29 protein-coding genes are annotated in these 25,512 nt (G+C 39.8%); 15 read left to right on the top strand and 14 right to left on the bottom strand.

Annotated elements, in window-relative coordinates:
- Positions 1-97: 97 nt before the first annotated feature.
- The 10 genes from L0951_RS12785 (at position 98) to L0951_RS12740 (ending at position 9,991) form a co-directional block, all read left to right on the top strand.
- Positions 98-1,477, top strand: a complete 1,380-nt coding sequence (locus L0951_RS12785) for an NADH-quinone oxidoreductase subunit N (RefSeq protein WP_234111649.1) — start codon at positions 98-100, stop codon at positions 1,475-1,477.
- A 140-nt stretch (positions 1,478-1,617) separates the two neighbouring features.
- Positions 1,618-2,214 carry a TetR/AcrR family transcriptional regulator gene (locus tag L0951_RS12780; RefSeq protein WP_234111648.1) on the top strand — a complete coding sequence of 199 codons (597 nt, stop codon included), beginning with the start codon at positions 1,618-1,620 and terminating at the stop codon, positions 2,212-2,214.
- A gap of 81 nt (positions 2,215-2,295) precedes the next feature.
- Entirely contained in the window at positions 2,296-3,543 is a 1,248-nt protein-coding gene (locus tag L0951_RS12775) for a TolC family protein (RefSeq protein WP_234111647.1), read from the top strand.
- Between the two features lie 40 nt (positions 3,544-3,583).
- Positions 3,584-4,555: an HlyD family secretion protein gene (locus L0951_RS12770; protein WP_234111646.1), complete on the top strand. Its 972-nt coding sequence runs from the start codon at positions 3,584-3,586 to the stop codon at positions 4,553-4,555.
- A gap of 141 nt (positions 4,556-4,696) precedes the next feature.
- A complete protein-coding gene (locus tag L0951_RS12765) occupies positions 4,697-5,620 on the top strand; it encodes an ABC transporter ATP-binding protein (protein ID WP_234111645.1) in 924 nt (307 codons plus the stop codon).
- Positions 5,621-5,687: 67 nt separating this feature from the next.
- Entirely contained in the window at positions 5,688-6,479 is a 792-nt protein-coding gene (locus L0951_RS12760; RefSeq protein ID WP_234111644.1) for an ABC transporter ATP-binding protein, read from the top strand.
- A 107-nt stretch (positions 6,480-6,586) separates the two neighbouring features.
- Complete coding sequence (locus tag L0951_RS12755) at positions 6,587-7,687, top strand: ABC transporter permease (RefSeq protein WP_234111643.1); 1,101 nt, start codon at positions 6,587-6,589, stop codon at positions 7,685-7,687.
- 106 nt (positions 7,688-7,793) lie between these two features.
- On the top strand, positions 7,794-8,918 hold the full coding sequence (locus L0951_RS12750; protein ID WP_234111642.1) for an ABC transporter permease: 1,125 nt from the start codon (positions 7,794-7,796) through the stop codon (positions 8,916-8,918).
- Between the two features lie 198 nt (positions 8,919-9,116).
- Positions 9,117-9,488, top strand: a complete 372-nt coding sequence (locus tag L0951_RS12745; protein ID WP_234111641.1) for a hypothetical protein — start codon at positions 9,117-9,119, stop codon at positions 9,486-9,488.
- Entirely contained in the window at positions 9,485-9,991 is a 507-nt protein-coding gene (locus L0951_RS12740) for a hypothetical protein (RefSeq protein WP_234111640.1), read from the top strand. Before L0951_RS12745 ends, L0951_RS12740 begins: the two co-directional genes overlap by 4 nt.
- A 63-nt stretch (positions 9,992-10,054) precedes the next feature.
- Here the strand turns inward: L0951_RS12740 and L0951_RS12735 are convergent, their stop codons facing one another.
- The 5 genes from L0951_RS12735 to ruvX form a co-directional block, all read right to left on the bottom strand.
- Positions 10,055-11,134, bottom strand: a complete 1,080-nt coding sequence (locus L0951_RS12735; RefSeq protein ID WP_234111639.1) for an FUSC family protein — start codon at positions 11,132-11,134, stop codon at positions 10,055-10,057.
- Positions 11,135-11,214: 80 nt separating this feature from the next.
- Entirely contained in the window at positions 11,215-11,985 is a 771-nt protein-coding gene (gene mazG, locus L0951_RS12730) for a nucleoside triphosphate pyrophosphohydrolase (protein WP_234111638.1), read from the bottom strand.
- Positions 11,986-12,064: 79 nt separating this feature from the next.
- A complete protein-coding gene (locus L0951_RS12725; RefSeq protein WP_234111637.1) occupies positions 12,065-12,634 on the bottom strand; it encodes a DUF5606 domain-containing protein in 570 nt (189 codons plus the stop codon).
- Positions 12,635-12,677: 43 nt separating this feature from the next.
- Complete coding sequence (gene def / locus L0951_RS12720; RefSeq protein WP_234111636.1) at positions 12,678-13,250, bottom strand: peptide deformylase; 573 nt, start codon at positions 13,248-13,250, stop codon at positions 12,678-12,680.
- Positions 13,247-13,663 (bottom strand): Holliday junction resolvase RuvX, encoded by a 417-nt coding sequence (gene ruvX / locus L0951_RS12715; protein WP_234111635.1) that lies wholly within the window; start codon positions 13,661-13,663, stop codon positions 13,247-13,249. The genes def and ruvX overlap by 4 nt, the downstream gene beginning before the upstream one ends.
- A gap of 143 nt (positions 13,664-13,806) precedes the next feature.
- Here ruvX and L0951_RS12710 point away from each other — a divergent pair, with 143 nt between their 5' ends.
- Both L0951_RS12710 and L0951_RS12705 read left to right on the top strand, forming a co-directional pair.
- On the top strand, positions 13,807-14,847 hold the full coding sequence (locus L0951_RS12710) for a zinc-dependent alcohol dehydrogenase family protein (protein ID WP_234111634.1): 1,041 nt from the start codon (positions 13,807-13,809) through the stop codon (positions 14,845-14,847).
- Between the two features lie 83 nt (positions 14,848-14,930).
- Entirely contained in the window at positions 14,931-15,407 is a 477-nt protein-coding gene (locus L0951_RS12705) for a SixA phosphatase family protein (protein WP_234111633.1), read from the top strand.
- A 2-nt stretch (positions 15,408-15,409) separates the two neighbouring features.
- Here L0951_RS12705 and holA read toward each other — a convergent pair whose 3' ends face one another.
- A complete protein-coding gene (gene holA / locus L0951_RS12700; protein WP_234111632.1) occupies positions 15,410-16,447 on the bottom strand; it encodes a DNA polymerase III subunit delta in 1,038 nt (345 codons plus the stop codon).
- A 2-nt stretch (positions 16,448-16,449) separates the two neighbouring features.
- Here holA and L0951_RS12695 point away from each other — a divergent pair, with 2 nt between their 5' ends.
- Positions 16,450-16,878: a type I restriction enzyme HsdR N-terminal domain-containing protein gene (locus L0951_RS12695; RefSeq protein ID WP_234111631.1), complete on the top strand. Its 429-nt coding sequence runs from the start codon at positions 16,450-16,452 to the stop codon at positions 16,876-16,878.
- 10 nt (positions 16,879-16,888) lie between these two features.
- Complete coding sequence (locus L0951_RS12690) at positions 16,889-17,512, top strand: HAD family hydrolase (protein ID WP_234111630.1); 624 nt, start codon at positions 16,889-16,891, stop codon at positions 17,510-17,512.
- Positions 17,513-17,734: 222 nt separating this feature from the next.
- Here the strand turns inward: L0951_RS12690 and L0951_RS12685 are convergent, their stop codons facing one another.
- The 6 genes from L0951_RS12685 to L0951_RS12660 all read right to left on the bottom strand — a co-directional run bounded on the left by L0951_RS12685 (position 17,735) and on the right by L0951_RS12660 (position 21,317).
- The gene (locus L0951_RS12685; RefSeq protein WP_234111629.1) at positions 17,735-18,103 is read right to left on the bottom strand and encodes a cupin domain-containing protein; all 369 of its coding nucleotides are present in this window, start codon (positions 18,101-18,103) and stop codon (positions 17,735-17,737) included.
- 43 nt (positions 18,104-18,146) lie between these two features.
- Positions 18,147-18,332 (bottom strand): Arc family DNA binding domain-containing protein, encoded by a 186-nt coding sequence (locus tag L0951_RS12680; RefSeq protein WP_234111674.1) that lies wholly within the window; start codon positions 18,330-18,332, stop codon positions 18,147-18,149.
- A gap of 118 nt (positions 18,333-18,450) precedes the next feature.
- A complete protein-coding gene (locus L0951_RS12675) occupies positions 18,451-19,317 on the bottom strand; it encodes an SPFH domain-containing protein (RefSeq protein WP_234111628.1) in 867 nt (288 codons plus the stop codon).
- 146 nt (positions 19,318-19,463) lie between these two features.
- Positions 19,464-19,787, bottom strand: a complete 324-nt coding sequence (locus L0951_RS12670) for a hypothetical protein (RefSeq protein WP_234111627.1) — start codon at positions 19,785-19,787, stop codon at positions 19,464-19,466.
- Between the two features lie 172 nt (positions 19,788-19,959).
- Complete coding sequence (locus L0951_RS12665) at positions 19,960-20,613, bottom strand: CoA transferase subunit B (RefSeq protein ID WP_234111626.1); 654 nt, start codon at positions 20,611-20,613, stop codon at positions 19,960-19,962.
- Complete coding sequence (locus L0951_RS12660; protein WP_234111625.1) at positions 20,613-21,317, bottom strand: CoA transferase subunit A; 705 nt, start codon at positions 21,315-21,317, stop codon at positions 20,613-20,615. Before L0951_RS12660 ends, L0951_RS12665 begins: the two co-directional genes overlap by 1 nt.
- A 472-nt stretch (positions 21,318-21,789) precedes the next feature.
- Here L0951_RS12660 and rplS point away from each other — a divergent pair, with 472 nt between their 5' ends.
- Positions 21,790-22,140 (top strand): 50S ribosomal protein L19, encoded by a 351-nt coding sequence (gene rplS, locus L0951_RS12655; RefSeq protein ID WP_048498292.1) that lies wholly within the window; start codon positions 21,790-21,792, stop codon positions 22,138-22,140.
- 52 nt (positions 22,141-22,192) lie between these two features.
- Here rplS and L0951_RS12650 read toward each other — a convergent pair whose 3' ends face one another.
- Both L0951_RS12650 and L0951_RS12645 read right to left on the bottom strand, forming a co-directional pair.
- Positions 22,193-22,756: a hypothetical protein gene (locus L0951_RS12650; RefSeq protein WP_234111624.1), complete on the bottom strand. Its 564-nt coding sequence runs from the start codon at positions 22,754-22,756 to the stop codon at positions 22,193-22,195.
- A gap of 50 nt (positions 22,757-22,806) precedes the next feature.
- On the bottom strand, positions 22,807-25,506 hold the full coding sequence (locus L0951_RS12645; protein ID WP_234111623.1) for a T9SS-dependent M36 family metallopeptidase: 2,700 nt from the start codon (positions 25,504-25,506) through the stop codon (positions 22,807-22,809).
- Between the last annotated feature and the right edge of the window lie 6 nt (positions 25,507-25,512).

Below are 25,512 nucleotides of genomic sequence, written 5' to 3'. Positions count from 1 at the left end.
AGACATTAAAAAATTTAGGAATTGGTCACTTCAAATCTATCTGCCAGCAGACAAACCTGAAACCTAAAAACAATTCCAAACAAAAATATTCAACTCAATGAGCGTATTAATTATTGTATTCCTTACCGCGATTGCCGCCTTGTTTGCGGGCGTTTTTGAAAAGGGGAAATTTTCAAGGTATATTGGTATTTTGGGACTACTCATCGCATTTTATGTGAGTTATCTTCCGGATTGCGAGTTCTTTAAACAATACCTTTCCATGTTTGATTTTGGTGCCAATACAGCTTTGTTCACCAAAATCTCAATCGTCATCACGCTTTTGCTTTTCTTTTTGGGCGGATTCGCATTCAGTAACCACAGAAGCCACCAATCGGAACTTTATGCGTTAATGCTGTTTTCGCTTTGCGGTGGAATTGTACTGTTTGGCTACCAGAATTTGGTGACCTTATTTTTAGGCGTAGAAATCCTTTCCATTCCGCTTTATGTTTTGGCGGGAGCAAACAAGACCGACCTTCGTTCGAACGAAGCTTCCATCAAATATTTCCTAATGGGTGCTTTCGCAACAGGATTCTTGCTATTAGGAATCGCTTTGGTTTACGGCAGTTCAGGAAGCTTCGATCTGTACAAAGTCTACGAATTCGGAATCGCAAATACGAAAGACCTGATGTTCACCATGGGTGCAATCCTTATTCTTTGCGCTTTGGCTTTCAAAACTTCCATGGCGCCATTTCACATGTGGAGTCCCGATGTTTACCAAGGTTCGCCATCGCTGATCACTATCTTTATGATGACCGTGGTGAAAACCTCCGCATTCTATGCATTCTTTAAAATCATGACGATTGGATTCGCAGGAATCATCGCAGAATGGATCAACATTATCGGAGTGCTCATTATCATCACTCTGTTATTGGCGAATGTATTGGGACTTGCACAGAGCAATGCCAAAAGAATGTTGGCCTACTCTTCCGTTTCCCATGTTGGTTATATCGCGTTGATTTTCTTCGGAATAAACAGCCTCTCTGCCTATAATCTCGCATTTTACCTATTCGCCTATTCATTGGCAACCGTTGGTGTGATGATGTGCCTGATCTGGGTGGAAAAACTGAAACGGGAAACTTCCTATAATGCTTTTAGCGGATTGGGATACACTGAACCCATTTTAGCGGTTACTGCGACTATTTCATTACTGTCCATGGCGGGAATTCCTTTAACAGCAGGATTCATGGGGAAATTCTCGATTTTCGCACAGGCGATCGAACAAGCACCATTCCTGGTATTGGTGGGCGTTCTTGGTTCTGCACTGTCCATAGCTTACTATTTGAGAATTATCATGGCGATGTTTTTCCCGAAAGACAGTAGTTTCAAGACGACGGAGAAAGTGACTTTGACCTACAATATCGTTGCAGTTTTCATCGTGGCTGCACTGATTGCAATCGGTATTTTTCCGGATCTCTTTGCAAGACAGTTTGGATTGTAACAAATTAATTTAAGCAAAATATCAAGCAGTTCTTATACGGACTGCTTTTTTTTGGACCTCAAAATAATTTAATCATATGATTAAATATTTTGTTTAAATCATAATTTTAATTGTATCTTTGATACCTCAAAACTGAATGAATGGAAAACCAAGAAATTTCCACGGAAGATAAAATTCTTCTCGCAGCTTCCAAAGTCTTTACCGAAAAGGGGTTTTCTGGAACACGGACCAGAGATATAGCCGACGAAGCCGGAATCAACCTGGCCTTATTGAATTATTATTTCAGAAGCAAGGCAAAACTTTTCGATCAAGTGATGAAGGTAAAAATCGTTTTGCTTTTCGGGCAGATTCTCCCAATTATTACCAATGAAAATACTACACTCGATGAAAAAATTGATTTGGCGAGTCAGAAGTATTTTGAAATTTTGTCTAAAAACCCAAATCTTCCCCTGTTTGTCATCAGCGAAATTCAGAAAAAGAATTCAGACGTGAAATCACTGCTGCCTATTGAAAAGATCTTAAAAAACTCGGTCATCATCAAGCAAATCAAAGAAAGAAAACCGGATATCAATCCATTCCACCTGTTATTTAATTTTTTGGGTATGACGATATTTCCGTTCGTAGCACGACCAATTATTTCCGGATTTGATCTGATGAATGACCAAGATTTCCAGGCGTTTGTAAGAGACCGTAAAACTTTGATCCCGGTCTGGATGAAATCAATGCTCTCAAGTTAGAGCTTAGAAAATAGAGAAAAGAAAATAGACGGCTGAAAAGGAAATTATCGTAAAAACTCCCGCATTCATGGCAATTATATCATGAAAAATTTAAAATACATCTTCGTTTTCCTCTCCTTCGCGATCAGCGGACAAACCTTGACTATAGAAGAAACGTATTCTTTAGCCAAAAAGAATTATCCTTTGATAAAACGTCACGATTTGATTGCGAAATCCAGGCAATACAGCATAGAAAACGCCAACAAAGGCTGGCTCCCGCAAATCAGTATGGTTGCACAGGCAACTTATCAGAATGAGGTAACCGAACTTCCCATAAAATTGCCCAATTTGACGATTGAACCTGTAAGCAAAGACCAATACAAAGTATTTGCTGACGTGCAACAAACGATTTACGACGGCGGAATGATTTCCAAACAAAAGAAAATAGCCGAAATCAATTCCCAAATTGAAATGCAGAAAACAGAAATCGAAACCGATCAGCTGGAAGAGAGAATCAACCAAATCTATTTTGGCGCTTTGCAAACCGATGAACAGATCGAACAGACAGAACTTACTAAAAACGATATCCAAAATGCCCTGAAAAATGCAGAATCAAAATTAAAAAACGGCACAATTCTTCGAAGTAATGTTGATGTTCTAAAGGCGCAACTGATCAATTTGGAGCAAAAACAGATTGAATTGCAGAATATCAAAAAAAGTTTTCTGGATATGCTTTCGCTATTCATCAATAATCCATTGAACGAAAATGTAAAACTTCAAAAACCGGAAAAAATTTTAGTCGAAAATCAAAACAAGCGTGCCGAACTGAAATTGTTTGACCTGCAGAAAAACGCTTTAGAAACCCAAAAATCCATCATCAACTCTAAAAACCTTCCTAAACTTGGAGCTTTTGCCCAAGGTGGTTATGGGAAACCGGGTTTCAATATGCTAAAAAATGAATTTGACGTGTTCTACATCGGTGGTGTTCGCCTGAATATTCCAATTTCTGGATTTTATACCCAAAAAAATGAAAGGGCACTACTCGACATTCAAATGCAAGAAATTGAAGTTCAACGGGAGAAATTCCTTTTCAATCAACAGTTTCAAACCATTCAGAATAACAATGAACTTGCTAAGATTGAAAAACTGATCGATAAAGACCTCGAATTAATTTCGCTCCGCGAAAGCATCAAAAACGCGTCACTTGCCCAACTCGAAAACGGCGTGATCACTACCAGCGATTACCTGCGTGAAGTGAACGAACTGGACCGGGCGAAAAACCAAAAAATACTACACGAAATCCAGTTTTTGCTGACTCAGTATAATCTGAAAGCACAACTGAATAATTAAGAGCCACTAGCCAAAATTTGTGATTGAAAAATACGTCGCTATGAAAAAATTAATCCTGCTTTCCTCACTCCTCGCCATTTTTTCCTGCAAAAATCCAGCAAACGATTACGATGCTTCCGGAACTTTCGAAGCTGATGAAGTAATGGTCACCGCGAAAGCCAACGGAACCATCCTGGAACTTAATTTGGAAGAAGGAATGCAGCTTTCCGCCAAGCAAAAAGTGGGAATCATCGACCCGAAAAGTGTCGAACTTGAAAAGGAACGGGTTGAAGCGAGCATCGGTGCCATTGAGGAAAAGACGGGTTCTGCGATGCCACAAATCCAGGTTTTGCAATCCCAGATCAATTCTCAAAAAGCCAATATTTCCGTTTTGCAGGAACAACTGCAAAATGCGGTACGAGAAAGAAACCGAACAGCAAATCTGGTAAAGGCCGATGCAGCCACAAAAAAACAACTCGATGATGCAAATGGGCAAGTGGACGTGATCCAAAAACAGATTGTGGCAGCACAAACCCAGATTTCGACTTTGGGTCAACAAATCAACGCGACAAAACAGAATGTGTCCATTCAAAACCGTGCCGTTTTAAGCGAAAGAAAACCAACCGAAAAAAGGGTGGCACAAATTGATGAACAATTGAAAAACAATGCCATCGAAAGTCCGATTTCAGGAATGGTTTTAACGAAATACTCCAATGCCGGGGAATTTGCAACCATCGGAAAACCGATTTTCAAAATCGCAAATCTGGATGTGATGACTTTGAAAACCTTCATCACCGGTGACCAATTGGCAAAAATAAAAACCGGACAACAGTTGAAAATCCTCATCGATTCCGGAGACGGGAAAACCAAGGAACTTCCCGGAACCGTTTACTGGATTAGTCCCAAAGCCGAGTTTACCCCGAAAACCATTCAGACTAAAAATGAAAGGGCCAACCTTGTTTACGCAGCGAAAATCCATGTAAAAAACGATGGTTATCTGAAAATTGGGATGTATGGCGACGTGAAGTTTTAGAAAATCCGAAGATAATTTCGGACAGATCATTAGCAAGGATCTTATCAAGAATAGTTCAGACGGCGACGACTTCTATAAGGAAATTTTCCAAATGCGTTAAGGACCTGAAGGGAATAATTGCAGCAATAAGAAAAAATAAAGATGAAATCAATCATCGTCAATAACCTCAGCAAATCTTACGGCAAGAAAGCAGAAAAAATTCTTGCAGTAGATGATGTGAGCTTCAGTGTGAAAAAGGGCGAAATCTTCGGATTGATCGGTCCCGATGGTGCTGGAAAAACTTCTATTTTTCGCATGTTGACAACGGTTTTACTGCCAGATCAAGGTTCGGCAACCATCGAAGGTTTTGATATGGTGAAAGATTATAAGGAAATCAGAAAAATTCTGGGATATATGCCGGGAAGATTCTCCCTGTATCAGGATTTGTCAGTGGAAGAAAATCTGCAATTTTTCGCCAGTGTTTTCAATACGACTGTAGCGGAAAATTATGAATTGATTAAAGATATTTACATCCAGATTGAACCGTTCAAAGACCGAAAAGCAGGCAAACTTTCAGGCGGAATGAAACAGAAACTGGCATTGAGTTGTGCCCTGATTCACCAACCGAAAGTCCTTTTTTTGGATGAACCCACTACAGGGGTTGATCCCGTTTCCAGAAAAGAATTTTGGGAAATGCTAAAACGCCTAAAAAATCTAGGAATCACCATGGTAGTAGCAACTCCATACATGGACGAAGCCGCATTGTGTGACCGGATTGCCTTGATCCAAAACGGAAAAATACTGCAGATTGAAACCCCGGAAAACATGAGCAACTCTTTCCCTGATTTACTTTTTGAAGTGAAGGCAGGAAGAACTTCCGAGGTCTTGAAGGTTTTAGAAAACTTTGAACTCAAGAAGAACGTCTATGCTTTCGGTGAATTTGTACATCTGACCAGCGATAATAATGGCGGCTTTAATCCAAAAAACATTGAAGAGTTTTTAAAGGAAAAAGGCCTTGAAAATATTGAAATCAATCCGATCAATGCAACCATAGAAGATTGTTTTATAAGATTATTATGCCGTTAAAATCAGAAGTTCCCTAAAACTTTCTAGAAGAAATAAAGAAATTTATGGGCAAAAATAGGAGCAAGAAATGACTAATGAGAAAAACATTCACGCATTAAACACAATTCCCCCTTTGGGAGAAAGGGGGATTGCCATAAAAGCCGAAAATATTACCAAAACTTTTGGAGACTTTACCGCGGTGGACCACATCAGTTTCGAAGTAAAAAAAGGGGAAATTTTTGGATTTCTGGGAGCGAACGGTGCCGGAAAAACCACTGCGATGAGGATGTTCTGCGGACTTTCAGTTCCAACTTCCGGAACCGCTACTGTGGCAGGATTTGACGTGTACAAAGAAACCGAATCCATCAAGAAAAACATTGGATATATGAGCCAGAAATTTTCGCTTTATGGAAATCTGACCGTGAAAGAAAATCTGGATTTCTTTGGGGGAATCTACGGAGTCGACAGAAAAACGCTAAGAGAAAAAAGGGATGAACTCATCCAAGAACTCAGGATGGAAAATGAAAAGAACAAACTGGTTTCCGAACTTCCACTCGGCTGGAAACAGAAACTGGCCTTTTCGGTGGCGATTTTCCATAACCCGGAAATTGTTTTTCTGGACGAACCAACTGGTGGCGTGGATCCCGTGACGAGACGTCAGTTCTGGAGCATGATTTATGACGCAGCAGAAAATGGAATCACCGTCTTCATCACCACCCATTACATGGATGAAGCAGAATATTGCGACCGTGTTTCCATCATGGTAGACGGAAAAATTGCGGCACTCAACACGCCTTCGAACCTTAAAAAACAGTTTGACAGTGATCATATGGATGAGGTGTTTTACCATTTGGCGAGAGGTGCGAAACGGAACGAATAAGCGCCTAAAGCCCTAAAGGAAGACTTTTATAAAAACAGATGAAGAAAAAATAAATGATTTGCCAAAACTCTTTCCCATTTTAAAGACAGGGTGCTCATTAGCAAGATATGAAACAGTTATTCACCTTTGTGCAAAAAGAATTCTATCACATTTTGCGTGACAGAAGGACTTTACTCATCCTTTTCGGAATGCCGATTGTGCAGGTTTTGCTATTTGGTTACGCATTGAGCACCGAGGTAAAAAATACAGGGATCGGAATTTTGGATCTGGACAAAACACAAAACTCCATTGCTCTGATTTCCCAAATCAATTCAAATCAATACTTTGATGTGGAGAAGGATCTGAAATCCATTAATGAAGCAGAAGACGCCTTCAGAACAGGAAAAATAAAGATGATTCTGGTCATTCCCAACAAATTTTCAGAAAACCTTGTAGCGGGGAGTAAAACTCAAATGCAGCTGATTACGGACGGAACAGACATCAACCATGCAAACCAAATCCTTAATTTTATGAACAATATTATTCTGGATTATTACGGACAAAACATCATATCATCAGCTTCAGGAGTTCAGCCCGAAATCCGGATGCTCTACAATCCGCAATTGAAAGGCGCACCGAATTTTGTTCCCGGAGTAATGGCACTAATCCTCCTGATTATTTGCGTTTTAATGACCGCCATCGCCATCGTTCGCGAAAAAGAAACCGGAACCATGGAAGTTTTGCTGGTATCACCCATGAAACCCTGGGTAATCATCCTGGGAAAAACGATTCCGTATTTTCTGATGTCGGTGCTGATTTTGGCATCCATAGTTCTGGTAAGTGTCACACTTCTCGAACTGCCTATTCACGGGAGTCTGCTCCTGCTTTTTTCACTGAGCGTTTTATTTATTATCACAAATTTATTGATAGGAATTCTGATTTCGATTCTGACAGATTCCCAGCAGAATGCCATGCTGATTTCGCTTGTCGGGACCATGCTTCCAACGGTGATGTTGAGCGGATTTATGTTTCCGATTGAAAACATGCCGGTTCCGTTGCAAGTCATTGCCAATGTGTTGCCTTCAAAATGGTACTATGAAATCGTTAAAAACATTATGATCAAAGGTACCGGCATCGAGGTTATTTGGAAGCACACCGCCATTTTATCGGCAATGACGGGTTTATTATTCATGATTGCCGTAAAAAAATTTAAGATACGACTTGAATGATGGAAGAAAAGAATTCAAAAAATTTCCGGGACCAAAAAGCCTGTTTGCAAGAAGACCAGGAATCCTTTGAGTTGAAAGCATTCAGAAATTAAAAATAAAACGAATCATGTTCAGAACTTTATCCATATTGATCCGAAAAGAATTCCTACAGATTTTTAGGAATAAGGCGATATTGGCCATAATTTTCGTGATGCCGGTGGTTCAACTGATCGTATTGCCATTGGCGGCAAGTTATGAAATCAAGGATGTAAAAATAGCTGTGGTGGATCACGACAAATCCACCTATTCCCGTGAACTCTTAAGAAAAGTGACTGCTTCCGGTTATTTCAAGATCACTTATTATGGCGAAAATTATCCGAGTGCCTATAGCGAAATAGAACGTGAAAAAGCGGACCTCATCCTGGAGATCCCAAATAATTTCGAGAAAAATTTAGTTCGTGAAAAAAATGAAAAAATCCTTTTGGCAATTAATGCGATAAACGGCACAAAAGCAGGACTTTCCGGAAGCTATCTTGCGCAGATACTGCAGGATTTCAATCAGCAGATACAGGTCATGAACAAGCCAGAAATGGAATTCGCCAAGAAAAATTCAGGACTGGAAATCATACCAATATTCTGGTTCAATGAACATTACAATTACCGTTTGTCGCTCGTTCCGGGAATTCTTGCATTTCTTGTAACGCTGATTGGCGGCTATTTAGCGGCCTTAAACATCGTTCAGGAAAAAGAAATTGGCACCATCGAACAAATCAACGTTTCACCAATCAAAAAACGTGATTTTATCCTCGGAAAACTCATCCCGTTCTGGATCTTGGCAATGGTGGCATTCACGATCGGACTTCTGGTAACAATTTTTGTTTACGGCATCGAAATGCAGGGTTCGTTGATTCTACTCTACCTTTTCGTGTCGATATATCTCATCACCCTTTTAGGATTGGGACTTTTGGTCTCCGTCTATAGCGAAACACAGCAACAAGCTATGTTTGTGGTATTCTTCTTTATGATGATTTTCATTCTGATGAGTGGACTTTTCACGCCGATAGAAAGCATGACCAATTGGGCAAAATACATTGCGCATGTAAATCCGGTAACCTATGGTGCAGATGCAATACGCCTCATCATCTTGAAAAACAGTGGCTTCTCTGACTTATATCGACATTTTTTAGTGATTATTTTAATGGGTGTTGTAGCGATAATCTGGGCCGTTTTGAGGTATAGGAAAACAAATTGATGGTTAAGAGCATCGAAATTTGGATTTTCGCAAATTTCCACCCCACTTTCCGCTAATCGGTCGTAGGGATTTTTTTTATGGATGCAGTAACTTCGAGAATCTCTGAAACGTCATACAAAAAATCCGAAGAAAAACACTTTAAATTGTTTTTAAATTATAATTTAACTAACTTGCAATGAGCCGATTAAAGCGTGTATCATGAGCAGAAAAATCTACCTTTCCGTATTGATGATTTTTGGTTTGATGACTGTCATCGTTGGTGGTTCCGTAATTTTCGACCTGTTCGGAATGAGAGCGAAAGAGGGAAATTATGTACCAATAGTGGTTCAGATCAATTTTATTTGCGGATTACTTTATTTGTTTTCCGCTTATGCAATTGCCACCAAAAAAAATTGGGTCATGAAACCCCTTGCTGTGGCCTTGCTTCTTCTCATTTTGGCATGCTTAGGATTGTGGCAGCGAATCGATGCAAATGGGCTGTATGAGCAGAAAACCATTTATGCATTAGGATTCAGAACTTTACTTACTTTAACCTTAATTTTAACTTTTAATAAAATCTTTAAAAAATGAAAAGACTATTTATTCCAGCGATCATGGCAGTCGCTATCGTGGCTTCTTGTGAGAAAAAAAATGAACAGGCCGAAAATGTGGAAAACACCACGACAACTGAACAGGTGGCAGAAAACCACGACCATCACGCAACTTCCGATGAACACGCCACAACTGCTGAACATTCCACAGAAGGAGCAACCTTGGAATTAGACAACGGTAAAAAGTGGAAAACCAATGCAGAAATGCTGCCTTTCATTAACGAACAGGAAAAACTCTTAAAAAATTATGACCATGCGAAAGGTGACTACCAAAAGCTTGCCGCAAATCTGGCTTCTGCAAACGACAAACTCGTGCAAAGTTGCACCATGACCGGAAAATCACACGATGTTCTACATGTTTGGTTAAATGATCATCTTCAATTCATCAACCAACTCAAAAATGCCGCCAACAAAGAAGAAGCGGAACAAACCATCGCTGTTTTAGACAATTCGATGGCAAAGTACCATACCTATTTTGAATGATATTGTTCCCATTCATCATGGATTCCAACAATACGAGAGGAAGCACTTCGAAAGAGGTGCTTTTTATTTTCTGCGGAAAGTGATTTCGGTACTCCGGAATTTTTTCTCCAGATTCGAAATAATCCCGTTGTGATGAAGAATCCAACCTGCAAATGATCCGATCAAGCTGCCAATTACAGTATCTATCAAACGTGCATTCATGACCACATTCATGTCAAAATGGTTTCCTCCGGCGGATTCCACCAAGAGAATCGTCATCGGAGTGATAAAGATGGCTGCCAAAAGGTAATTCCGCACCACCAAAAGTTCAATGATAAATTGCAAAGATCCAATGATGAAAACCAGAGCCAGCGCATTTGGTTCAGCGGCAAGGATGATCCAGGTAAGTCCAATTCCCAGGAATGTTCCCAAAATACGGTGCAGATTTCGTTGCGAGGTATGAGTGAGATCCTTTCCCTGCAAAACCGCCAATGCAGAAACAGGAATCCAGTAAGGACTGCTTGCATCCACTGAGTAACCCACTAGAATTGCGATGAATAAAGTGATTGCTAAAATGCTGCTCTCAACTGTCTTCGTATATCGCCTCTTTCTGGAAACTCTTCGTTTTGGCAGGTCCACCACTTTTTTGGCGATGAAAACCGAATAGAAAAAAGCCAGCAGTACTGAAAGCATCGCTCCCATCGCGAAAACACCAACCCGAAATGGAAGCATTTCCATGTTGAATTTAATATTTGTAGCCACTGCGGCCACCATGATAAAAAAGAAATTTCGGGGCGGCGGAATATCAAACCAGGATGTGACCAAATGTGCGAGAAAAGTGATGAACGCCAATGAAAGCGCACTAATCCACGGGTTAAAGCTGAAAACCAGCCCAATCATAAACGCGAAGGTCATTCCAAACGCTGCAACGATGAGGTGAATAATCCTTTTTTCTAATGAAGAATGGGTAAAATAAAGAATAGTAAGCGCTCCGAGACTTGAAATATTCCCATAAACCGGTTGGTCAAAATACCAACCTGCGAAAAGACATAATCCCACACAGATCCCCGCAAGGAAAGGGAAATGCCATAATCTCTCCGTTTTCCGGATTTCCAGGAAAGATTCCAGGTGGCGATTTAACCGGTGATAAAATGCTTTTTTCAAGTTGTATTTAAAAATTTCATGCGACTCCGCGAAATGCAGTCATCTAAAAAGGATAAGCAAATCCCAATTCTAAAGTTTTTTTACTTGTCCATTTTCTTTGCTTCTTCCCATAGCAAATCCATTTCCTCTAAAGGCATTTCGGAAAGGTTTAAATTTCGTTCCGATGCCAATTTTTCCATTTTTTGAAAACGGGAAATGAATTTATTGTTGGTTTTCTCCAAGGCGGTATCGGGATTTATCCCTAAAATACGGGCATAATTGACTAACGAAAAGAAAACGTCACCCAACTCCGTCTCCTTTTTTTCCCAATCTGTTTCCCGGTGAAATTCTGCGAGTTCTTCATCAACTTTTTTCCAAGCGTCTTCAGCATTGTGAAATTCAAACCCGATTCCTTTGACTTTTTCCTGTATTCTGAAGGCTTTAACCATACTCGGCGTTCCCTTGGAAACTCCTGACAAAACCGATTTATTGCCTTCTTTCAGCTTCAGTTTTTCCCAATTTTGTTTTACTTCTTCCTCATCCTGAACTTCTACATCCCCGTAAATATGCGGATGCCGGAAAATCAGCTTTTCGTTCAAGGAACTGATGACATCAGCAATATCGAAACTCCCTTTTTCAGAACCGATTTTGGCATAGAAAACCAAATGCAGCAAAACATCCCCGAGTTCTTTTTTGATTTCCGGCAAGTCCTCCGAGAGCAGAGCGTCTGAAAGTTCATAAACTTCCTCTAAAGTCAAATGCCGAAGGGTTTCGAAAGTCTGTTTCTGATCCCACGGACATTTCTCCCGGAGTTCATCCATAATGTCTAAAAGTTGGGAAAAGGCTTCAAGTTTTTGGGCTTTGGTGTTCATGCGTAAAAAAACTTTGCCAAAGTTCGGAACTTTGGCAAAGTTGTGCAATTTTAAATTTAATTTTTAACGCAAAAAAATCCTATCCTTGTTTTCTATGCGTGCTTTTTGGCGCAGATTTCGCAGAGGAAGTGGATGCTTTCACTTTTGGAGCTGCCGGTTTGTCTGCTTTTGCTGCGGATTTTTTCGCGGAAGTTTTCTTTTCGGCTTTCTCTTCAGTTGCCGTTTCAGCTTCTTCAGACACCGGTTCTTCAGCCTTTACAAAACTTTCCGGCGTGATGTAACCCGCTTTGTGCAATATATTGTACCACTGAGCCAATTTTTTGATATCCGAAACATAAACCCGCTCCGTATCATAATCCGGCAATACTTCGAGCATAAAAGTTCTTAATTCCGCATCTGAAGATTTATGCGAAATCGTTTCTTTGTATTCCGATTTTTTTGCCACATTCTCAAAAACGTCAAACAAAGGAACCTCCTTATCAAAAGTGAACATCGCGATATTGTCCAGCAAACTCACCTGTGAGGAATTAGAGATACTCCCCTTCTTTTTGGTCAAAACGTCTTCGATGATAAATCCGTTTTTCAACTGTGAAACTAATTTGAAAAGTCCTGGTTTCCCGGAAATTGAAATTATTTTTTCTAACTGCATTTTTCTATTTTTTGTTTGATATTATTTGTTTTTGTTTTGCTGATTATTTTGGAAATCGCATTTTATAGTTCACCGAAATGTCGCCATGCGAAATTTTGGACAATTTTCCTTTGACCAATTTCTTCTTCAGTGAACTTAAATGGTCGGTAAAGAGAATTCCCTCGATATGGTCATATTCATGTTGGATGACTCTGGCTCTCATATCTGAAAAAGTATCGGTATGTTTCACGAAGTTCTCGTCGAAATATTCAATCTTCACGGTTTCTTTTCGTTTCACGTCTTCGCGAACATCGGGAATAGAGAGACAACCTTCATTGAACTTCCATTCTTCACCGGTTTCCTCCAAAATTTTGGCGTTGATGAAGACTTTCTTAAATTTCTTGAACTCATCGGCAAGTTCCGCATAGTCTTCGTCCTCGGCAAGTGGTGACAAATCCGCGATAAACAATCGAATGTCCAAACCGATTTGCGGAGCGGCCAAACCGATTCCGTTTGCAGAACCCATGGTTTCAAACATATTTGAAATCAGTTCCTGCAATTGCGGGTAATCTTTATCGATTTCGTGGCAGTGTTTCCTCAATACGGAATCGCCAAAAGCTCTAATTGGTAATATCATTTTTGTTTTTGCTCTAAAAAATTCTGCAAGATAATGGTAGCACTCACTTTGTCGATTAATGCCTTATCTTCCCTTTTCTTTTTACTCTTTCCGCTTTGTGAGATAAAGAATGATGCCATCTTTGAAGTAAATCGTTCATCGAGACGGTGCACCATCACCTCCGGAAATTCGATTTTGAATGTCAAAATGAATTTTTGAATGTCGGTTTCCACCTCAGACAAATTTCCCTTTAAATCTACAGGAAGTCCAATTACGACGGAATCCACCTGATTTTCAGAAAAATATTTTTTCAAAAAATCAAAAATGACATCCGTGGAAACGGTTTCTAATCCACTTGCGATGATCTGCAAATCATCGGTAACCGCAATTCCGCACCGCTTCTTCCCATAATCAACCGCCATTATTTTTCCCATAGCATGCAAATTTACAAATATTTGTCTTCGCTCACAAAATTTTGAAAATGATGATATTTATCAATCTGCAAATCAGCCATATCGAATGGAGTTTTACTAACTTTAATGAAGCAAAATTTGTATAATTTAAAAAATCGATGGAGATGAAAGCATTAGTATTTAAAGGACCCGGACAAAAAGAATTGGCAGAATGTCAGATGCCGGAGATCACACAACCGACCGATGCGATTGTGAAAATGGTGAAATCAACCATTTGCGGAACAGATCTGCACATCCTGAAAGGAGATGTACCCGCTGTGACTCCCGGAAGAATTCTGGGACACGAAGGCGTGGGAATCGTGGAAGAAATTGGAAGCGCAGTGAGCAATTTTAAGAAAGGTGACAAAGTACTTATTTCCTGCGTGACCTCCTGCGGAAAATGCGATAATTGCAAGAAACAACTCTATGCACACTGTACTGATGGCGGCTGGATTTTGGGTCACCTGATTGATGGTACCCAAGCTGAATATGTGCGGATTCCACATGCTGACAATTCGCTTTACCATCTAAAAAACGACGTGGATGAGGAAGGCGCAGTAATGCTGAGCGATATTTTGCCTACCGGATTTGAAATCGGAGTTCTGAACGGAAAAGTAAATCCTGGAGACACCGTGGCCATTATTGGCGCAGGTCCTGTAGGATTTGCAGCTTTGTTGACTGCTCAGTTTTTTGCACCAGCCAAAATTATCATGGTGGATCTTGACCAGCAAAGACTTGATCTTTCGAAAGATTTTGGCGCTACAGACCTTGTCAACAGTAGTGAGGGAAATGTGGTAGAAAATATTAAAAAAATTGCAGGACCAGAAGGTGTGGATGTAGCCATTGAAGCAGTGGGAATTCCAGCAACATTTGATATTTGCCAGAAAATTTTGAAACCTGGAGCTCATCTCGCAAACGTAGGAGTTCACGGGAAACCTGTGGAACTGCACATCGAGGAGCTTTGGATTCGAAATGTGACGATCACCACCGGATTGGTTTGCACCAGTACGACTCCAATGCTCCTGAAAAATGTGGAAAGCAAAAAATTGAAACCTGAAAAACTGGTTTCTCACCGATTTGATTTTGCAGATATGATGAAGGCTTATGATGTTTTCGGAAATGCGGCAAGAGAGAAAGCGATGAAAGTGATCATTAATTTCAATTAATCTTAATATTTTCTTAATTAAAGGGAGAAGGACCCAACTTCTCCTTTTTTTATTTAATTTTATTTTTTCAAATTTAAAAACGGATGAAGACACTTATTTTGGTGCGCCATGCAAAAAGCGACTGGCCCGAAGATACAGAAGATTTTGACAGACCACTTGCTGAAAAAGGTTGGGAAGACGCGGTGAAGATGTCCAGATTCATGAAAGAAAATAATATCGAAATCCAGAAATTTGTGTCGAGTCCTGCAGTGCGCGCATTAAATACCTGCAAAATCTTCAACCAAATCTTTAATATTGAAATCATTCAAGAGCAAAAACTCTATAATCCGTCTGAACACAATTTTGAATCCGTAATTTACGGGCTGGATGATCATTTGGACTCGGTGGCGATGTTTTCCCACAACAACGGGATTTCAAACTTTGCCAACATGATGTCAGATGATATTTTCATGTTTCCAACTTGCGGAGTCGCTGGTTTCCAGGTGGATACCGATTCATGGTCTGATTTTGAAAAGGCGAAGAAGAAACTGATTTTCTTTTATGATCCGAAGAAAATATAGATTTACAGCTTTACCTTAATTTTATCTACGTTCAAAATTTTATAGGTCAGTTCTTTCAATAGCTCGCTTTCGTCCATGTTGATCGCGCCTAATCCTTTATTTTTCAAATCGATTTCCCTTAAGATGGAGATAATCCGGGTAGCGTGTTTCAGATTATAATTTCTTGCCGCTTCAGTATAATCTTTGATAAAATAGGGATTTATTCCAAGCGTTGATGCCACAACCTGGGGATTTTGACCGATCATGGTGTGGAAAACAACCAGGTTTGAAAAGAAGTTGTAAAGATTTCCGATCATCATTACAAATGGATTTTGCTTGGGGGTTTTTCCAATATAATACGCAATTTTGAATGCAGCCGCTTCATCTTTTTTTCCCAAAGCCTTGATTAATTCAAACACATTGAAATCTTTGCTGATGCCGATATGCGCTTCAATCACTTTTTCATCCAGAATTTCACTGTCTTTCAGAATCATTTTCAGTTTGTTCAGTTCGTTGGAAATTCGGGATAAATCCGTTCCGAGATATTCTGAAAGCAAAGTCGGAATACTGGGTTTTGATTTTAAGCCAAGATTTTTGATTTCGCTATCGATCCATTTTGGAACTTCATAATCCTTCATTTTATCACTCAGGAAAAGCATTTTTTCCTTAGACAAAATTTTCGCGAAAGCCTTTCTGGAATCAACTTTTTTATACTTATGCGCGATCACCAAAATAGTTGAATCTACGGGATTTTCTGCATAGATTTTCAAAGCTTCGGCTTCTTTTTCTGTGAGCTTGATTTCCTGTGCTTCCTTGAGGACAATCACTTGTTTATCGCCCATCATCGGAAATTGCCGCGCCAGAGACAGCACTTCGGAGTATGTGGTGTCTTTTCCATACACCACGGTTTGGTTGAATGCCTTTTCATCTTCAGTCAAAACATCGTTTTCAAAAGACTTTACCGCCACATCCATAAAAAAAGGTTCTTCGCCGTGGAAAAAATAAATCGGCAATAACTCTTTATTTTTAATATTTTTGAGGATTAAATCTAATTCTTTCATACATGCAGCTCGCGAAACTTAACTTTGAGGATACTTTTGACTTTAAAATCAAGACAGACAAAGATAAGTTTTTTATTTATGACTTGGTCCGAAAATCGTGGCTGCACCTCACTCCCGAAGAATGGGTTCGGCAACATTGGATACACTATTTTCATTTGAAAAAAGGGAAAAATCTCTCTTCTTTAATCCTCGAAAAAAAAATTGTGCTGCATGGAACCACGAAAAGAATCGACTTGCTAATCACCGAAAAAACCCAGCCGAAGATTTTGGTGGAATGTAAAGCGCCACAAATTAGACTTACCGAAAAAACCTTCGAGCAAACTGCCAGATACAATTCCATGATCGGGGCTGAAGAAATTATTCTCAGTAATGGTTTGCAACATATTTTTGCCAGATTTTCGGATAATCAATATGAATTTTATGTGCCATAAATTTTAAGATATGATCAAAGAACCAGCGATAAAGAACGTGATTTTCGATTTTGGTGGTGTAGTGATGGATTGGAATCCACGCTATTTTTTCCGGGATTATTTTTCTGATGATGAAAAAATGGAATATTTCCTGAATAATATCGCAACAGATGAATGGAACGCCGAACAGGACCGCGGAAGAAGTTTGGCGGAAGGAACTGAAATTCTGGTGGCGGAATTCCCTGAATGGGAAAGGGAAATACGTGCTTACTATGACAACTGGACTACCATGCTAAGAAGTGATCTGCCCAAAAATGTAGAAGTTCTGCGCATGCTGCAAAATTCCAGATATGAACTTTTTGGATTAACCAATTGGTCAGCCGAAACTTTTCCCTATGCTTTGGAAAACTATGATTTCTTTAAGATTTTTAATGGCAAAATTGTAGTTTCAGGAGCTGAAAAACTCATTAAACCTGATCCAAAAATTTGGGCAGTATTGATGAAAAGATATGATTTGAAAGCAGAAGAATCTGTGTTCATCGACGACAATGCCAAGAATATAGAGGTGGCAAAAACGCTTGGCTTTACCACCGTGCACGTCACCGAAAACGGAAATTTGAAATCTGATTTGAGAAATCTGGGACTGGAATTTTGACGGAATGGACAAAAATTTTGCAACTAGCATTTTAGGGGTCAAATTCTGTATCTGCCTCTCAATGGACGGTGATACCGAAACTGCCATCTGTCTGAAAAAATAACCACAGTATATCCGAAAAATTTCGAGCATTAAGTTTATGCCTATTCCGCAATATGATTAGAAAATTGAACGTACTGAACGCGAAGTCGCCAACAAGGGAATAACTTTGATGGAAAGGAACTAATCTTTATTTTCATCCCGATTCACCAAATCCATGGAAAATGCCGGCATACAAATCGCCAGGTATTCACAATCCTCTGAAAACGGATTACTATAGCGGATTCGCGCACCTTTTTCGATCAAAATACTTTGACCTTTTTCCAGGGTGATGATTTCACCATCGATTTCAAACTGCTTTTTTCCTTTGATGATATAGGTGAACTCGTCAAATTCGGGAGTTTGGTATGGTTCACTCCATTTTGCTGGCGCAACCATGTGCGCAATGGAAATATTGGAGTTTCCGGTAGAATTTCCCCAGATTTCCTCGATAAGTTTTCCGTCTGTGGTAGGCACCACAAAAGGTGATTTTTGGATTTTGTATTTTTTCATGAATCAAAAATAACAAAAAACAGCAGGAGATTCCTGCCGTTGATTATTTTTCTTTCTTGGGTTCCTGTTTTGGAACTTCTTTCTTTTTTCTTCCGGAGCTTACAAGGTTTTCATGCAAAAGATACTCGATTTGCCCATTTACAGAGCGAAATTCATCATTTGCCCACTTTTCCAAAAGTTTGAAAGTAGATTCGTCAATCCGTAAAACAAAACTTTTTTTTGCCAAAATGTTCTATTTAATTAGGCATGAAGATTTGAAAATTAATTTGGAGCTGCAAACATTTTAAAATAAATTAAAAATTTCCAAATTTGCGATCACCGAATTCTCACTTCTTCCCTATTATTTATTAATTATACAAAGTTCCTGTGTTCAAAATGGGTTGCGCCGCTTTTTCACCGCAAAGAACGACCATCAAGTTGGAAACCATCGCGGCCTTTCTCTCATCATCGAGTTCCACAATGTTTTCCTGGGATAATTTTTTCAGAGCCAAATCTACCATTCCGACTGCACCTTCCACAATTTTGATTCTGGCCGCTACAATCGCAGTTGCTTGCTGTCTTTGAAGCATTGCTCCCGCTATTTCAGATGCATATGCAAGATGTGATATTCTGGCTTCTTGGATCACAATTCCCGCTTTATTGAGTCGTTCTGTCAATTCATTCTCCAAGATTTGATTGATTTTTTCACCGCCTTCCCTTAAGGTGATTGGTGCGTGATCGTCTTCCAAATTGTCATAAGGGAAACTCATCGCCAAATGACGAACCGCCGCTTCGCTCTGCATTTTCACGAAATCGATATAGCGCTCCACATCAAACGCGGCTTTGTAAGTATCGCCAACTTTCCACACGATTACGACTCCAATTTCAATCGGGTTTCCCATCTTGTCGTTCACCTTTAAAGTCTGCCCCTGTAAGTTTTCAGATCGCAGCGAAATTTTCAGCGAGCTGTAAAACGGGTTGATGAAAAACAACCCATTTTCCTTCACCGAGCCGACATATTTTCCAAAAAATGTAAGAACTCGGGAGTGATTCGGATTAATGATCATCAAACCTTTTATAAAAAAGGCAAATGCAACAAAGCATATAATTCCTAAAATAACGAATGTTGCGTTTTGATCCACTCCATTAATAAAGAAATACAACCCCGCCACGAAAAGCAATAAGCAGATTACTAAAGCGAGATATCCCGACATTGGTTTCAAGATTTTTTCCATGATTCTATTTTTTAATTGATATTATTTTGATATCATAAAGATATAACAATTATCTGATCTGACAAGAAAATTTCAAAAAAAAAAATCCTCTCCAAATAATTGGAAAGGATTACTCTGTATTTTGATTTGGTATTTCGTGAATTCCACTATTTACAGACCGTGCAATAATTTGCAATGCCACAATCATTGCACATTTTGCAGTTAGCTGCATTAAAATAATCAGCCTCATTACAGCCGTAAACTTTAGCGAAATACTCATATGCCTTCTGACATTTTGCGGTTCCAGCTGGGATTGGAACAGTGTTTGAGGATCCGGCAGGACAAGTAAAGGTAAAATTATATCCCGGAAGTTGTGTGGAAGTAGGAGCACTTACTTCTTCATCATCTCTGCCGAAAAGGTCTTCAAAACAGCTGACATTCACCATCGAAACGATAAAAATAATGGACAGCAAAAAAAATACTTTTTTCATAATTTAAATTTTTAGTGATCATATTATTACAACAAAACAAAATTCGCATAAGATTCAGTACTATACAATACCACTTTCGGGTTATTTTTTATCTTAAGACAATTTCGGAAAAAAGAAAAAATCCTTCCCAAAAAAATTGAGAAGGATCGGATATATTTTGATTTGATTGTTTCTATAGCTGCATTTCAGGAATCTCTCCCTGAATAATTAATTCTGCTTCCGTTGCTTTGATGATCTCTTCCACTGAAACTCCCGGTGCTCTTTCCAAAAGCTTCAGTCCGTTTTCGGTTACCTCCATGACTGCCAAATCTGAAACAATTTTTTTTACGCATCTCACCCCTGTCAATGGTAGTGTACAGCTTTTCAACACTTTGCTCTCCCCTGCTTTATTGGTATGCATCATTGCGACGATAATGTTTTGTGCTGAAGCCACCAAATCCATTGCTCCGCCCATTCCTTTCACCATTTTTCCCGGAATTTTCCAGCTTGCAATATCGCCGTGCTCTGAAACCTCCATGGCGCCTAAAATAGTTAAGTCCACTTTTTGGCTTCTGATCATCCCAAAACTAAATGCAGAATCGAAAAAAGATGCTCCCGGAAGTGAAGTAATGGTTTGTTTTCCGGCATTAATGAGATCGGCATCTTCCTCACCTTCGTAAGGAAATGGCCCCATTCCAAGGATTCCGTTTTCACTTTGAAACTCTACTGAGAGGTTTTCTGGGATATAGTTTGCGACCAGGGTCGGAATTCCGATACCGAGGTTTACATAGTAACGGTCTTTGACTTCTTTTGAAATTCGCTGCGCGATTTGTTCTTTTGTTAACATTATTCTGCTCTTTTTCTTGTGGTTACACGCTCGATTCGTTTCTCATATTTTTCACCCTGGAAAATTCGCTGAACCATAATTCCTGGAATGTGGATTTCGTTTGGATCCAGTTCGCCTGGTTCCACTAGTTCCTCCACTTCAGCTATGGTGATTTTTGCAGCTCCGGCCATTGGAAGGTTAAAATTTCTTGCAGTTCCTTTGAAGATCAAATTTCCGGTGTAGTCACCTTTCCATGCTTTTACGATGGAGAAATCGGCATCAAAAGCATGTTCCAATATATGCATTTTACCATGGAATTCTCTGGCTTCTTTACCTTCCGCGACTTCAGTTCCGTAACCTGTTGGGGTGTAGAATGCAGGGATTCCGGCTTGTGCGGCGCGGCATTTTTCTGCTAAAGTTCCCTGCGGTGTGAGTTCCACTTCCATTTCGCCGGTGAGCATCTGCCTTTCGAATTCAGCGTTTTCGCCCACGTAGGAAGCGATCATTTTCTTGATCTGATGTTTTTTCAACAATAATCCTAGTCCGAAATCGTCAACTCCGGCGTTGTTGGAAATACAGGTAAGATTCTTCAATTCCTTGGCTACCAATGCGTTGATGCAATTTTCAGGAATACCGCAAAGTCCAAAACCACCCAGCATGAGCGTTTGTCCGTCTTTGATATCTGCGATGGCTTCTTCGGCGTTTTTTACTCTCTTATCGATCATTTTTTGTTTAATTTTTTCGCTATTAAATTTAATGATTTTTTTGGAATCTTTGACTTGATGCTAAGATCTTGATTTAATGCAGTTTTCGAGCGTGAGGGATTGAAATGGAAACCCCGCAATAGCGCTGATTTTAGGGGGTAGAACGAGCTGTTGTAGTGGAAAGCCCGACCCGAGCGGCTGGAAAGATCAGCATGCTTTTGCTAAGCGATGGAGAGGGACACGCGATGATCGGTTGGAGTATGGGAGAATTAAGGAGTGGTTTAGTGATTTTCTGATGATAGTGGATAATTCAAAAGATCGGTTCGTTTTTGGGATTTCTTCACTGTTCATCTTCGTAATGACAATTACGGAAGAAAAATTTTACCCGGTTGTTGTGCATGAGAAAAAATTGTTTTATTTTTGCAGACCGTTAACCAACCTCTGACGAAGGACGTGAATGTTGCTTAGCTTGACCAATATTTTTTATAAAAAAATGGATTTATTAAAGTACGTACAAGACAAGTACATTACGAAAAACGAATTCCCAGAATTCAAAGCCGGTGACACCATCACCGTGTATTACGAAATTAAAGAAGGCCAGAAAACTAGAACCCAGTTCTTCAAAGGAGTGGTGATTCAGTTGAGAGGAACTGGTGCTACCAAAACTTTCACCATCAGAAAAATGAGCGGAGATGTGGGTGTAGAGAGAGTTTTCCCGATCAACATGCCTGCTTTGCAGAAAATTGTGGTGGATAGAAGAGGTAAAGTGAGAAGAGCGAGAATCTACTATTTCAGAAACCTTAGAGGTAAAAAAGCGAGAATCAAAGACGCTTCTTACAAATAAGAATTCAGACAACAACAATAGAGAAACCCACCGGATTTATTTGGTGGGTTTTTCATTTTTGGAGCGCCTCAATACATTCTTCCCGGATATCCCAGAACCGCCACATATCAAACGGAATCTGAGGATTTTCGCTCAAATATCTTTCGATGAATATTTGATGGTATTTCACCTTGAAATCAGAAATCTGTTCAGGTTCAATTTCTACCTCTTCTATGAATTCTGAAATGAAATCTTCAGGTTTTGAGTTTTTTCGGGTGAAGTCTAAGATTTCATTGTTATACTTTAAATAATTGTGGGCTTCGGGCATTTCATAAAGATGATATTTCCCCAAAACCCAGGATATTTTTGGAGTGTTCAAAGCGTTCATTTTAAAAATTCCTAGAAATAGCTTTAATTCTTTCACTCCGTTTTCGTTTGCCAATGTTTTCAGCAAAGCGTGTTTGGTGCCGCATGTTCCGCCATTGTCCTTAAAAACACAGAGTCTGTCATTTTTGTTTTGATTTCTTTTGTAGGGTAATTTTTGTACAAAAATGGATGCTTCCGAAAAAGCCGCAATATTCAAATCAAGAAATTGCTTGGAGACTACCCCATCAGCTGTTATTTTGAAATCTACCATAAAAAAACCGCCCAGGAAAACTGGACGGTCATAAAGTTATGAATTAAAAATTATTTTTTAATCATCAGTTTGGAAGAATAGTTCACGCCCATTCCTGAAACTTTCACCATGTAAACCCCGTTTGTCAAATTCTGGGTATTTACTGCGTCAGTTGGATTGATTCTTTGATTTGAAACCAGTTTTCCGGAAGCGTCATAGATTTCTACGGATACTTTACCAGAAATATTTTTACCAGTTTTGATAAAGAATTCATTTTTAGCTGGGTTTGGATAGATATTCATCGCATCTTTCACAGCAGTTTCAGCAGTTGCCAAGGTGTAATCTTTACAGATGGACTGATCATTAGGATCAACCTCTGCAAAATCTGCCACCTGGTCATTGATATTGGTTGGCGAACCTGCAGAAGCATTTAGTCCTAAACCTCTTTTCGCAAACACGTTGATGATCATACATTTATCTGGTCCACCATGTAAACCGAAAGGATCAAAATTACCAGGAGCTGTTGGAGCACCCGGAACTCCTGCAATTGCAGCTTCTGCAGCTAGGATCGCATTTCTTCCCTGAATGAATCCGGGGTTAGTTGGAGTCAGTTTCAGTGCGTTGGTTACCAGCTCCAATACTTTATAGCTACCACTGTTTTTGTTGGCCATCACATTGGATGCGTAACCATATTTTTCAACATATTTCCAATGAAGATCCCAAAGCATTGTAGCCCAAACAAATCCAATAGAGTGTACATCCGGTACAATCTGACCCAATGTGTTGGTGTACTCCATTCCGTTGGTATCATCATAAGTATAGTTATTTACTCCAGGATCCGGTGAATAAGGTGCAGGGCGAATTCCACCACCAGTAATTGGCTCTGAAATCGCATAAGTACCAATTCCTCTAGGAACGGAAGCATTATCTCCAGGTCTGTTTGTAAGCATTAAGGCAAAGAAATCAGACCATCCCTCTCCCATTTGCTCTTTATTTGCACTTGAGCTAAGAGATCCAACCAGTCTGGTTGAAATTCCGTGACCATACTCGTGTGCCACGATTCCATTATCGAAATCTCCGTCTCTGAATTTTTGAGCGGCTGGGTCATACTTCAAGGTCACATTTACAGTGGTTCCACCATTAACGAGTCCTTTCATATATAGTCCTTCAGAATTTGGAATCAATACAGAAGGGATTGTGATATTAGGATTGGTTCCACCCATTCCCGAAGTTGGAGTAGAGTCTGGCAAGCTGTAGATAATCGCAGCAACAGCACCTGCATTTTGAGCTGCTTGCACTTTTGCCTGGAATTCACATGTTCCTCTCTCAATTAATCCAATTTTACCGGCAAGTGAACCTGCAGGAAGTGGTGAACATGCATCAAGTACCGGAGAAAGTTTTACATCTGCCGTAACACCAGTCGCAGTTAATTGCGGTCCAAATGTTGTAGAGATTAAAGCTTCAGTTTCTCTGCCGACAGCTTCGGCTGGAGTATTATAATACAATCTTTGGATCACGGATGGATTCCAAAGATACATCTGCATTCTTCCTCTGGAACCATCAGCTGGCGTAGAGAAGTTGGCATTATCTGTTCCTCCTCCGTCTTGAGCTTCCGCCATCACGTAGTCATTCTGAGCACCTCCTCTTCCGAAGTTAAATGCCTGAAAGTTTTTGGCGGTTTCGGTGAATCCCAATGAATAAAAAATGTCGTGCATTTTATTATTCATGTAGAATAGATTGGTAATGGCAGCATTAAGATTTCCGGCAGTATCATTTGCCACAAATGGAAAATCAAAAAGCCGGTTTGCCCCACCATCTGCATATGCACCGGGAGCATTGATGTTTGCCTTATCTTCATAAGCCATTACATTATTTCCACGGGTAGTATTATAGGAACCCGCAAAGGAACCTCCGGAAACGGTGTGCCAACCGTCTGTAACCGCGTTTGGTACAATTCCTACATCAGTCCATGGATTTGTCAGCAAAGATCTATTGCCATGAATAGGACTTTCAACAGGCAATGGAAAAACTCTGTATGTTGCATCTAAAGCAGCTGCAGCTGTGGCAGCTTTTGGAGCAGAAATTTCTGGAGCGGACTGATGTGCAAAATCTACCGTGAAACCTTCAGGATTGTGTGAAGAGTAATCATGGTGATAAGCATCATGTCTAAAGCTACACGAAATCGTCAAGTTTTCTTTACTTAAGATCTCTCCTGTAACTGCGTCTGCCAGAATATGCCAGTATGCACTGCTTCCTGTTTCAGGAAAAACGAACTCCTGAGCTAACCTCAAGTCATTATTTTCAGTCTGAAAATAAATCGGTCTGGTTTTCACGAAAGGAGTGTCTAAATCTGCATCCTTAATTCCGAGTACGGTGTAGCTCGAACTGTTTTTAAGGTTGATCTTTGAAGCCATTTTCGTGAAGACTTCCTGAGCGGGTCTCGCGGAGCTAGGAGATGAAACATTGGCATAGGTTTTGGCAAAAGCTTCAGTAATATAAAAAATCTGGTCTTTTTTGATCAATGATTTCCCGGTAGCGTTGTAAATCGGAATTCCTTGATAAGACTGTTGGAAGTCGATTACATTTCCTTTCATCGATTCTGAATAATCAACATTGGTGATCTCAAAATCTTTCAAATCTGATTTCAGGATGCCGCTCTTCGCAGAAAGATGGCCCTGAAGAATAGACTTGAAATCTTGCGCATTGGCATTTCCGATCGAAAACAAAAAGCAGGCTGCTGCTATTTTCAAAGGTAAATTTCTATTTCTCATGTATAT

The sequence above is a fragment of the Chryseobacterium sp. R2A-55 genome, assembly GCF_021401085.1.
In the GTDB taxonomy this organism is placed as follows: domain Bacteria; phylum Bacteroidota; class Bacteroidia; order Flavobacteriales; family Weeksellaceae; genus Kaistella.
The sequence above is the reverse complement of the archived record's forward strand: the minus strand, read 5'-3'. Positions and strand labels throughout refer to the sequence as shown.

Coding starts and splice junctions, on each gene's coding strand:
- L0951_RS12785 (WP_234111649.1), top strand. CDS start 98: ATGAGCGTATTAATTATTGTATTCCTTACCGCGATTGCCGCCTTGTTT.
- L0951_RS12780 (WP_234111648.1), top strand. CDS start 1,618: ATGGAAAACCAAGAAATTTCCACGGAAGATAAAATTCTTCTCGCAGCT.
- L0951_RS12775 (WP_234111647.1), top strand. CDS start 2,296: ATGAAAAATTTAAAATACATCTTCGTTTTCCTCTCCTTCGCGATCAGC.
- L0951_RS12770 (WP_234111646.1), top strand. CDS start 3,584: ATGAAAAAATTAATCCTGCTTTCCTCACTCCTCGCCATTTTTTCCTGC.
- L0951_RS12765 (WP_234111645.1), top strand. CDS start 4,697: ATGAAATCAATCATCGTCAATAACCTCAGCAAATCTTACGGCAAGAAA.
- L0951_RS12760 (WP_234111644.1), top strand. CDS start 5,688: ATGACTAATGAGAAAAACATTCACGCATTAAACACAATTCCCCCTTTG.
- L0951_RS12755 (WP_234111643.1), top strand. CDS start 6,587: ATGAAACAGTTATTCACCTTTGTGCAAAAAGAATTCTATCACATTTTG.
- L0951_RS12750 (WP_234111642.1), top strand. CDS start 7,794: ATGTTCAGAACTTTATCCATATTGATCCGAAAAGAATTCCTACAGATT.
- L0951_RS12745 (WP_234111641.1), top strand. CDS start 9,117: ATGAGCAGAAAAATCTACCTTTCCGTATTGATGATTTTTGGTTTGATG.
- L0951_RS12740 (WP_234111640.1), top strand. CDS start 9,485: ATGAAAAGACTATTTATTCCAGCGATCATGGCAGTCGCTATCGTGGCT.
- mazG (WP_234111638.1), bottom strand. CDS start 11,985: ATGAACACCAAAGCCCAAAAACTTGAAGCCTTTTCCCAACTTTTAGAC.
- L0951_RS12725 (WP_234111637.1), bottom strand. CDS start 12,634: ATGCAGTTAGAAAAAATAATTTCAATTTCCGGGAAACCAGGACTTTTC.
- def (WP_234111636.1), bottom strand. CDS start 13,250: ATGATATTACCAATTAGAGCTTTTGGCGATTCCGTATTGAGGAAACAC.
- ruvX (WP_234111635.1), bottom strand. CDS start 13,663: ATGGGAAAAATAATGGCGGTTGATTATGGGAAGAAGCGGTGCGGAATT.
- L0951_RS12710 (WP_234111634.1), top strand. CDS start 13,807: ATGAAAGCATTAGTATTTAAAGGACCCGGACAAAAAGAATTGGCAGAA.
- L0951_RS12705 (WP_234111633.1), top strand. CDS start 14,931: ATGAAGACACTTATTTTGGTGCGCCATGCAAAAAGCGACTGGCCCGAA.
- holA (WP_234111632.1), bottom strand. CDS start 16,447: ATGAAAGAATTAGATTTAATCCTCAAAAATATTAAAAATAAAGAGTTA.
- L0951_RS12695 (WP_234111631.1), top strand. CDS start 16,450: ATGCAGCTCGCGAAACTTAACTTTGAGGATACTTTTGACTTTAAAATC.
- L0951_RS12690 (WP_234111630.1), top strand. CDS start 16,889: ATGATCAAAGAACCAGCGATAAAGAACGTGATTTTCGATTTTGGTGGT.
- L0951_RS12685 (WP_234111629.1), bottom strand. CDS start 18,103: ATGAAAAAATACAAAATCCAAAAATCACCTTTTGTGGTGCCTACCACA.
- L0951_RS12675 (WP_234111628.1), bottom strand. CDS start 19,317: ATGGAAAAAATCTTGAAACCAATGTCGGGATATCTCGCTTTAGTAATC.
- L0951_RS12670 (WP_234111627.1), bottom strand. CDS start 19,787: ATGAAAAAAGTATTTTTTTTGCTGTCCATTATTTTTATCGTTTCGATG.
- L0951_RS12665 (WP_234111626.1), bottom strand. CDS start 20,613: ATGTTAACAAAAGAACAAATCGCGCAGCGAATTTCAAAAGAAGTCAAA.
- L0951_RS12660 (WP_234111625.1), bottom strand. CDS start 21,317: ATGATCGATAAGAGAGTAAAAAACGCCGAAGAAGCCATCGCAGATATC.
- rplS (WP_048498292.1), top strand. CDS start 21,790: ATGGATTTATTAAAGTACGTACAAGACAAGTACATTACGAAAAACGAA.
- L0951_RS12650 (WP_234111624.1), bottom strand. CDS start 22,756: ATGGTAGATTTCAAAATAACAGCTGATGGGGTAGTCTCCAAGCAATTT.
- L0951_RS12645 (WP_234111623.1), bottom strand. CDS start 25,506: ATGAGAAATAGAAATTTACCTTTGAAAATAGCAGCAGCCTGCTTTTTG.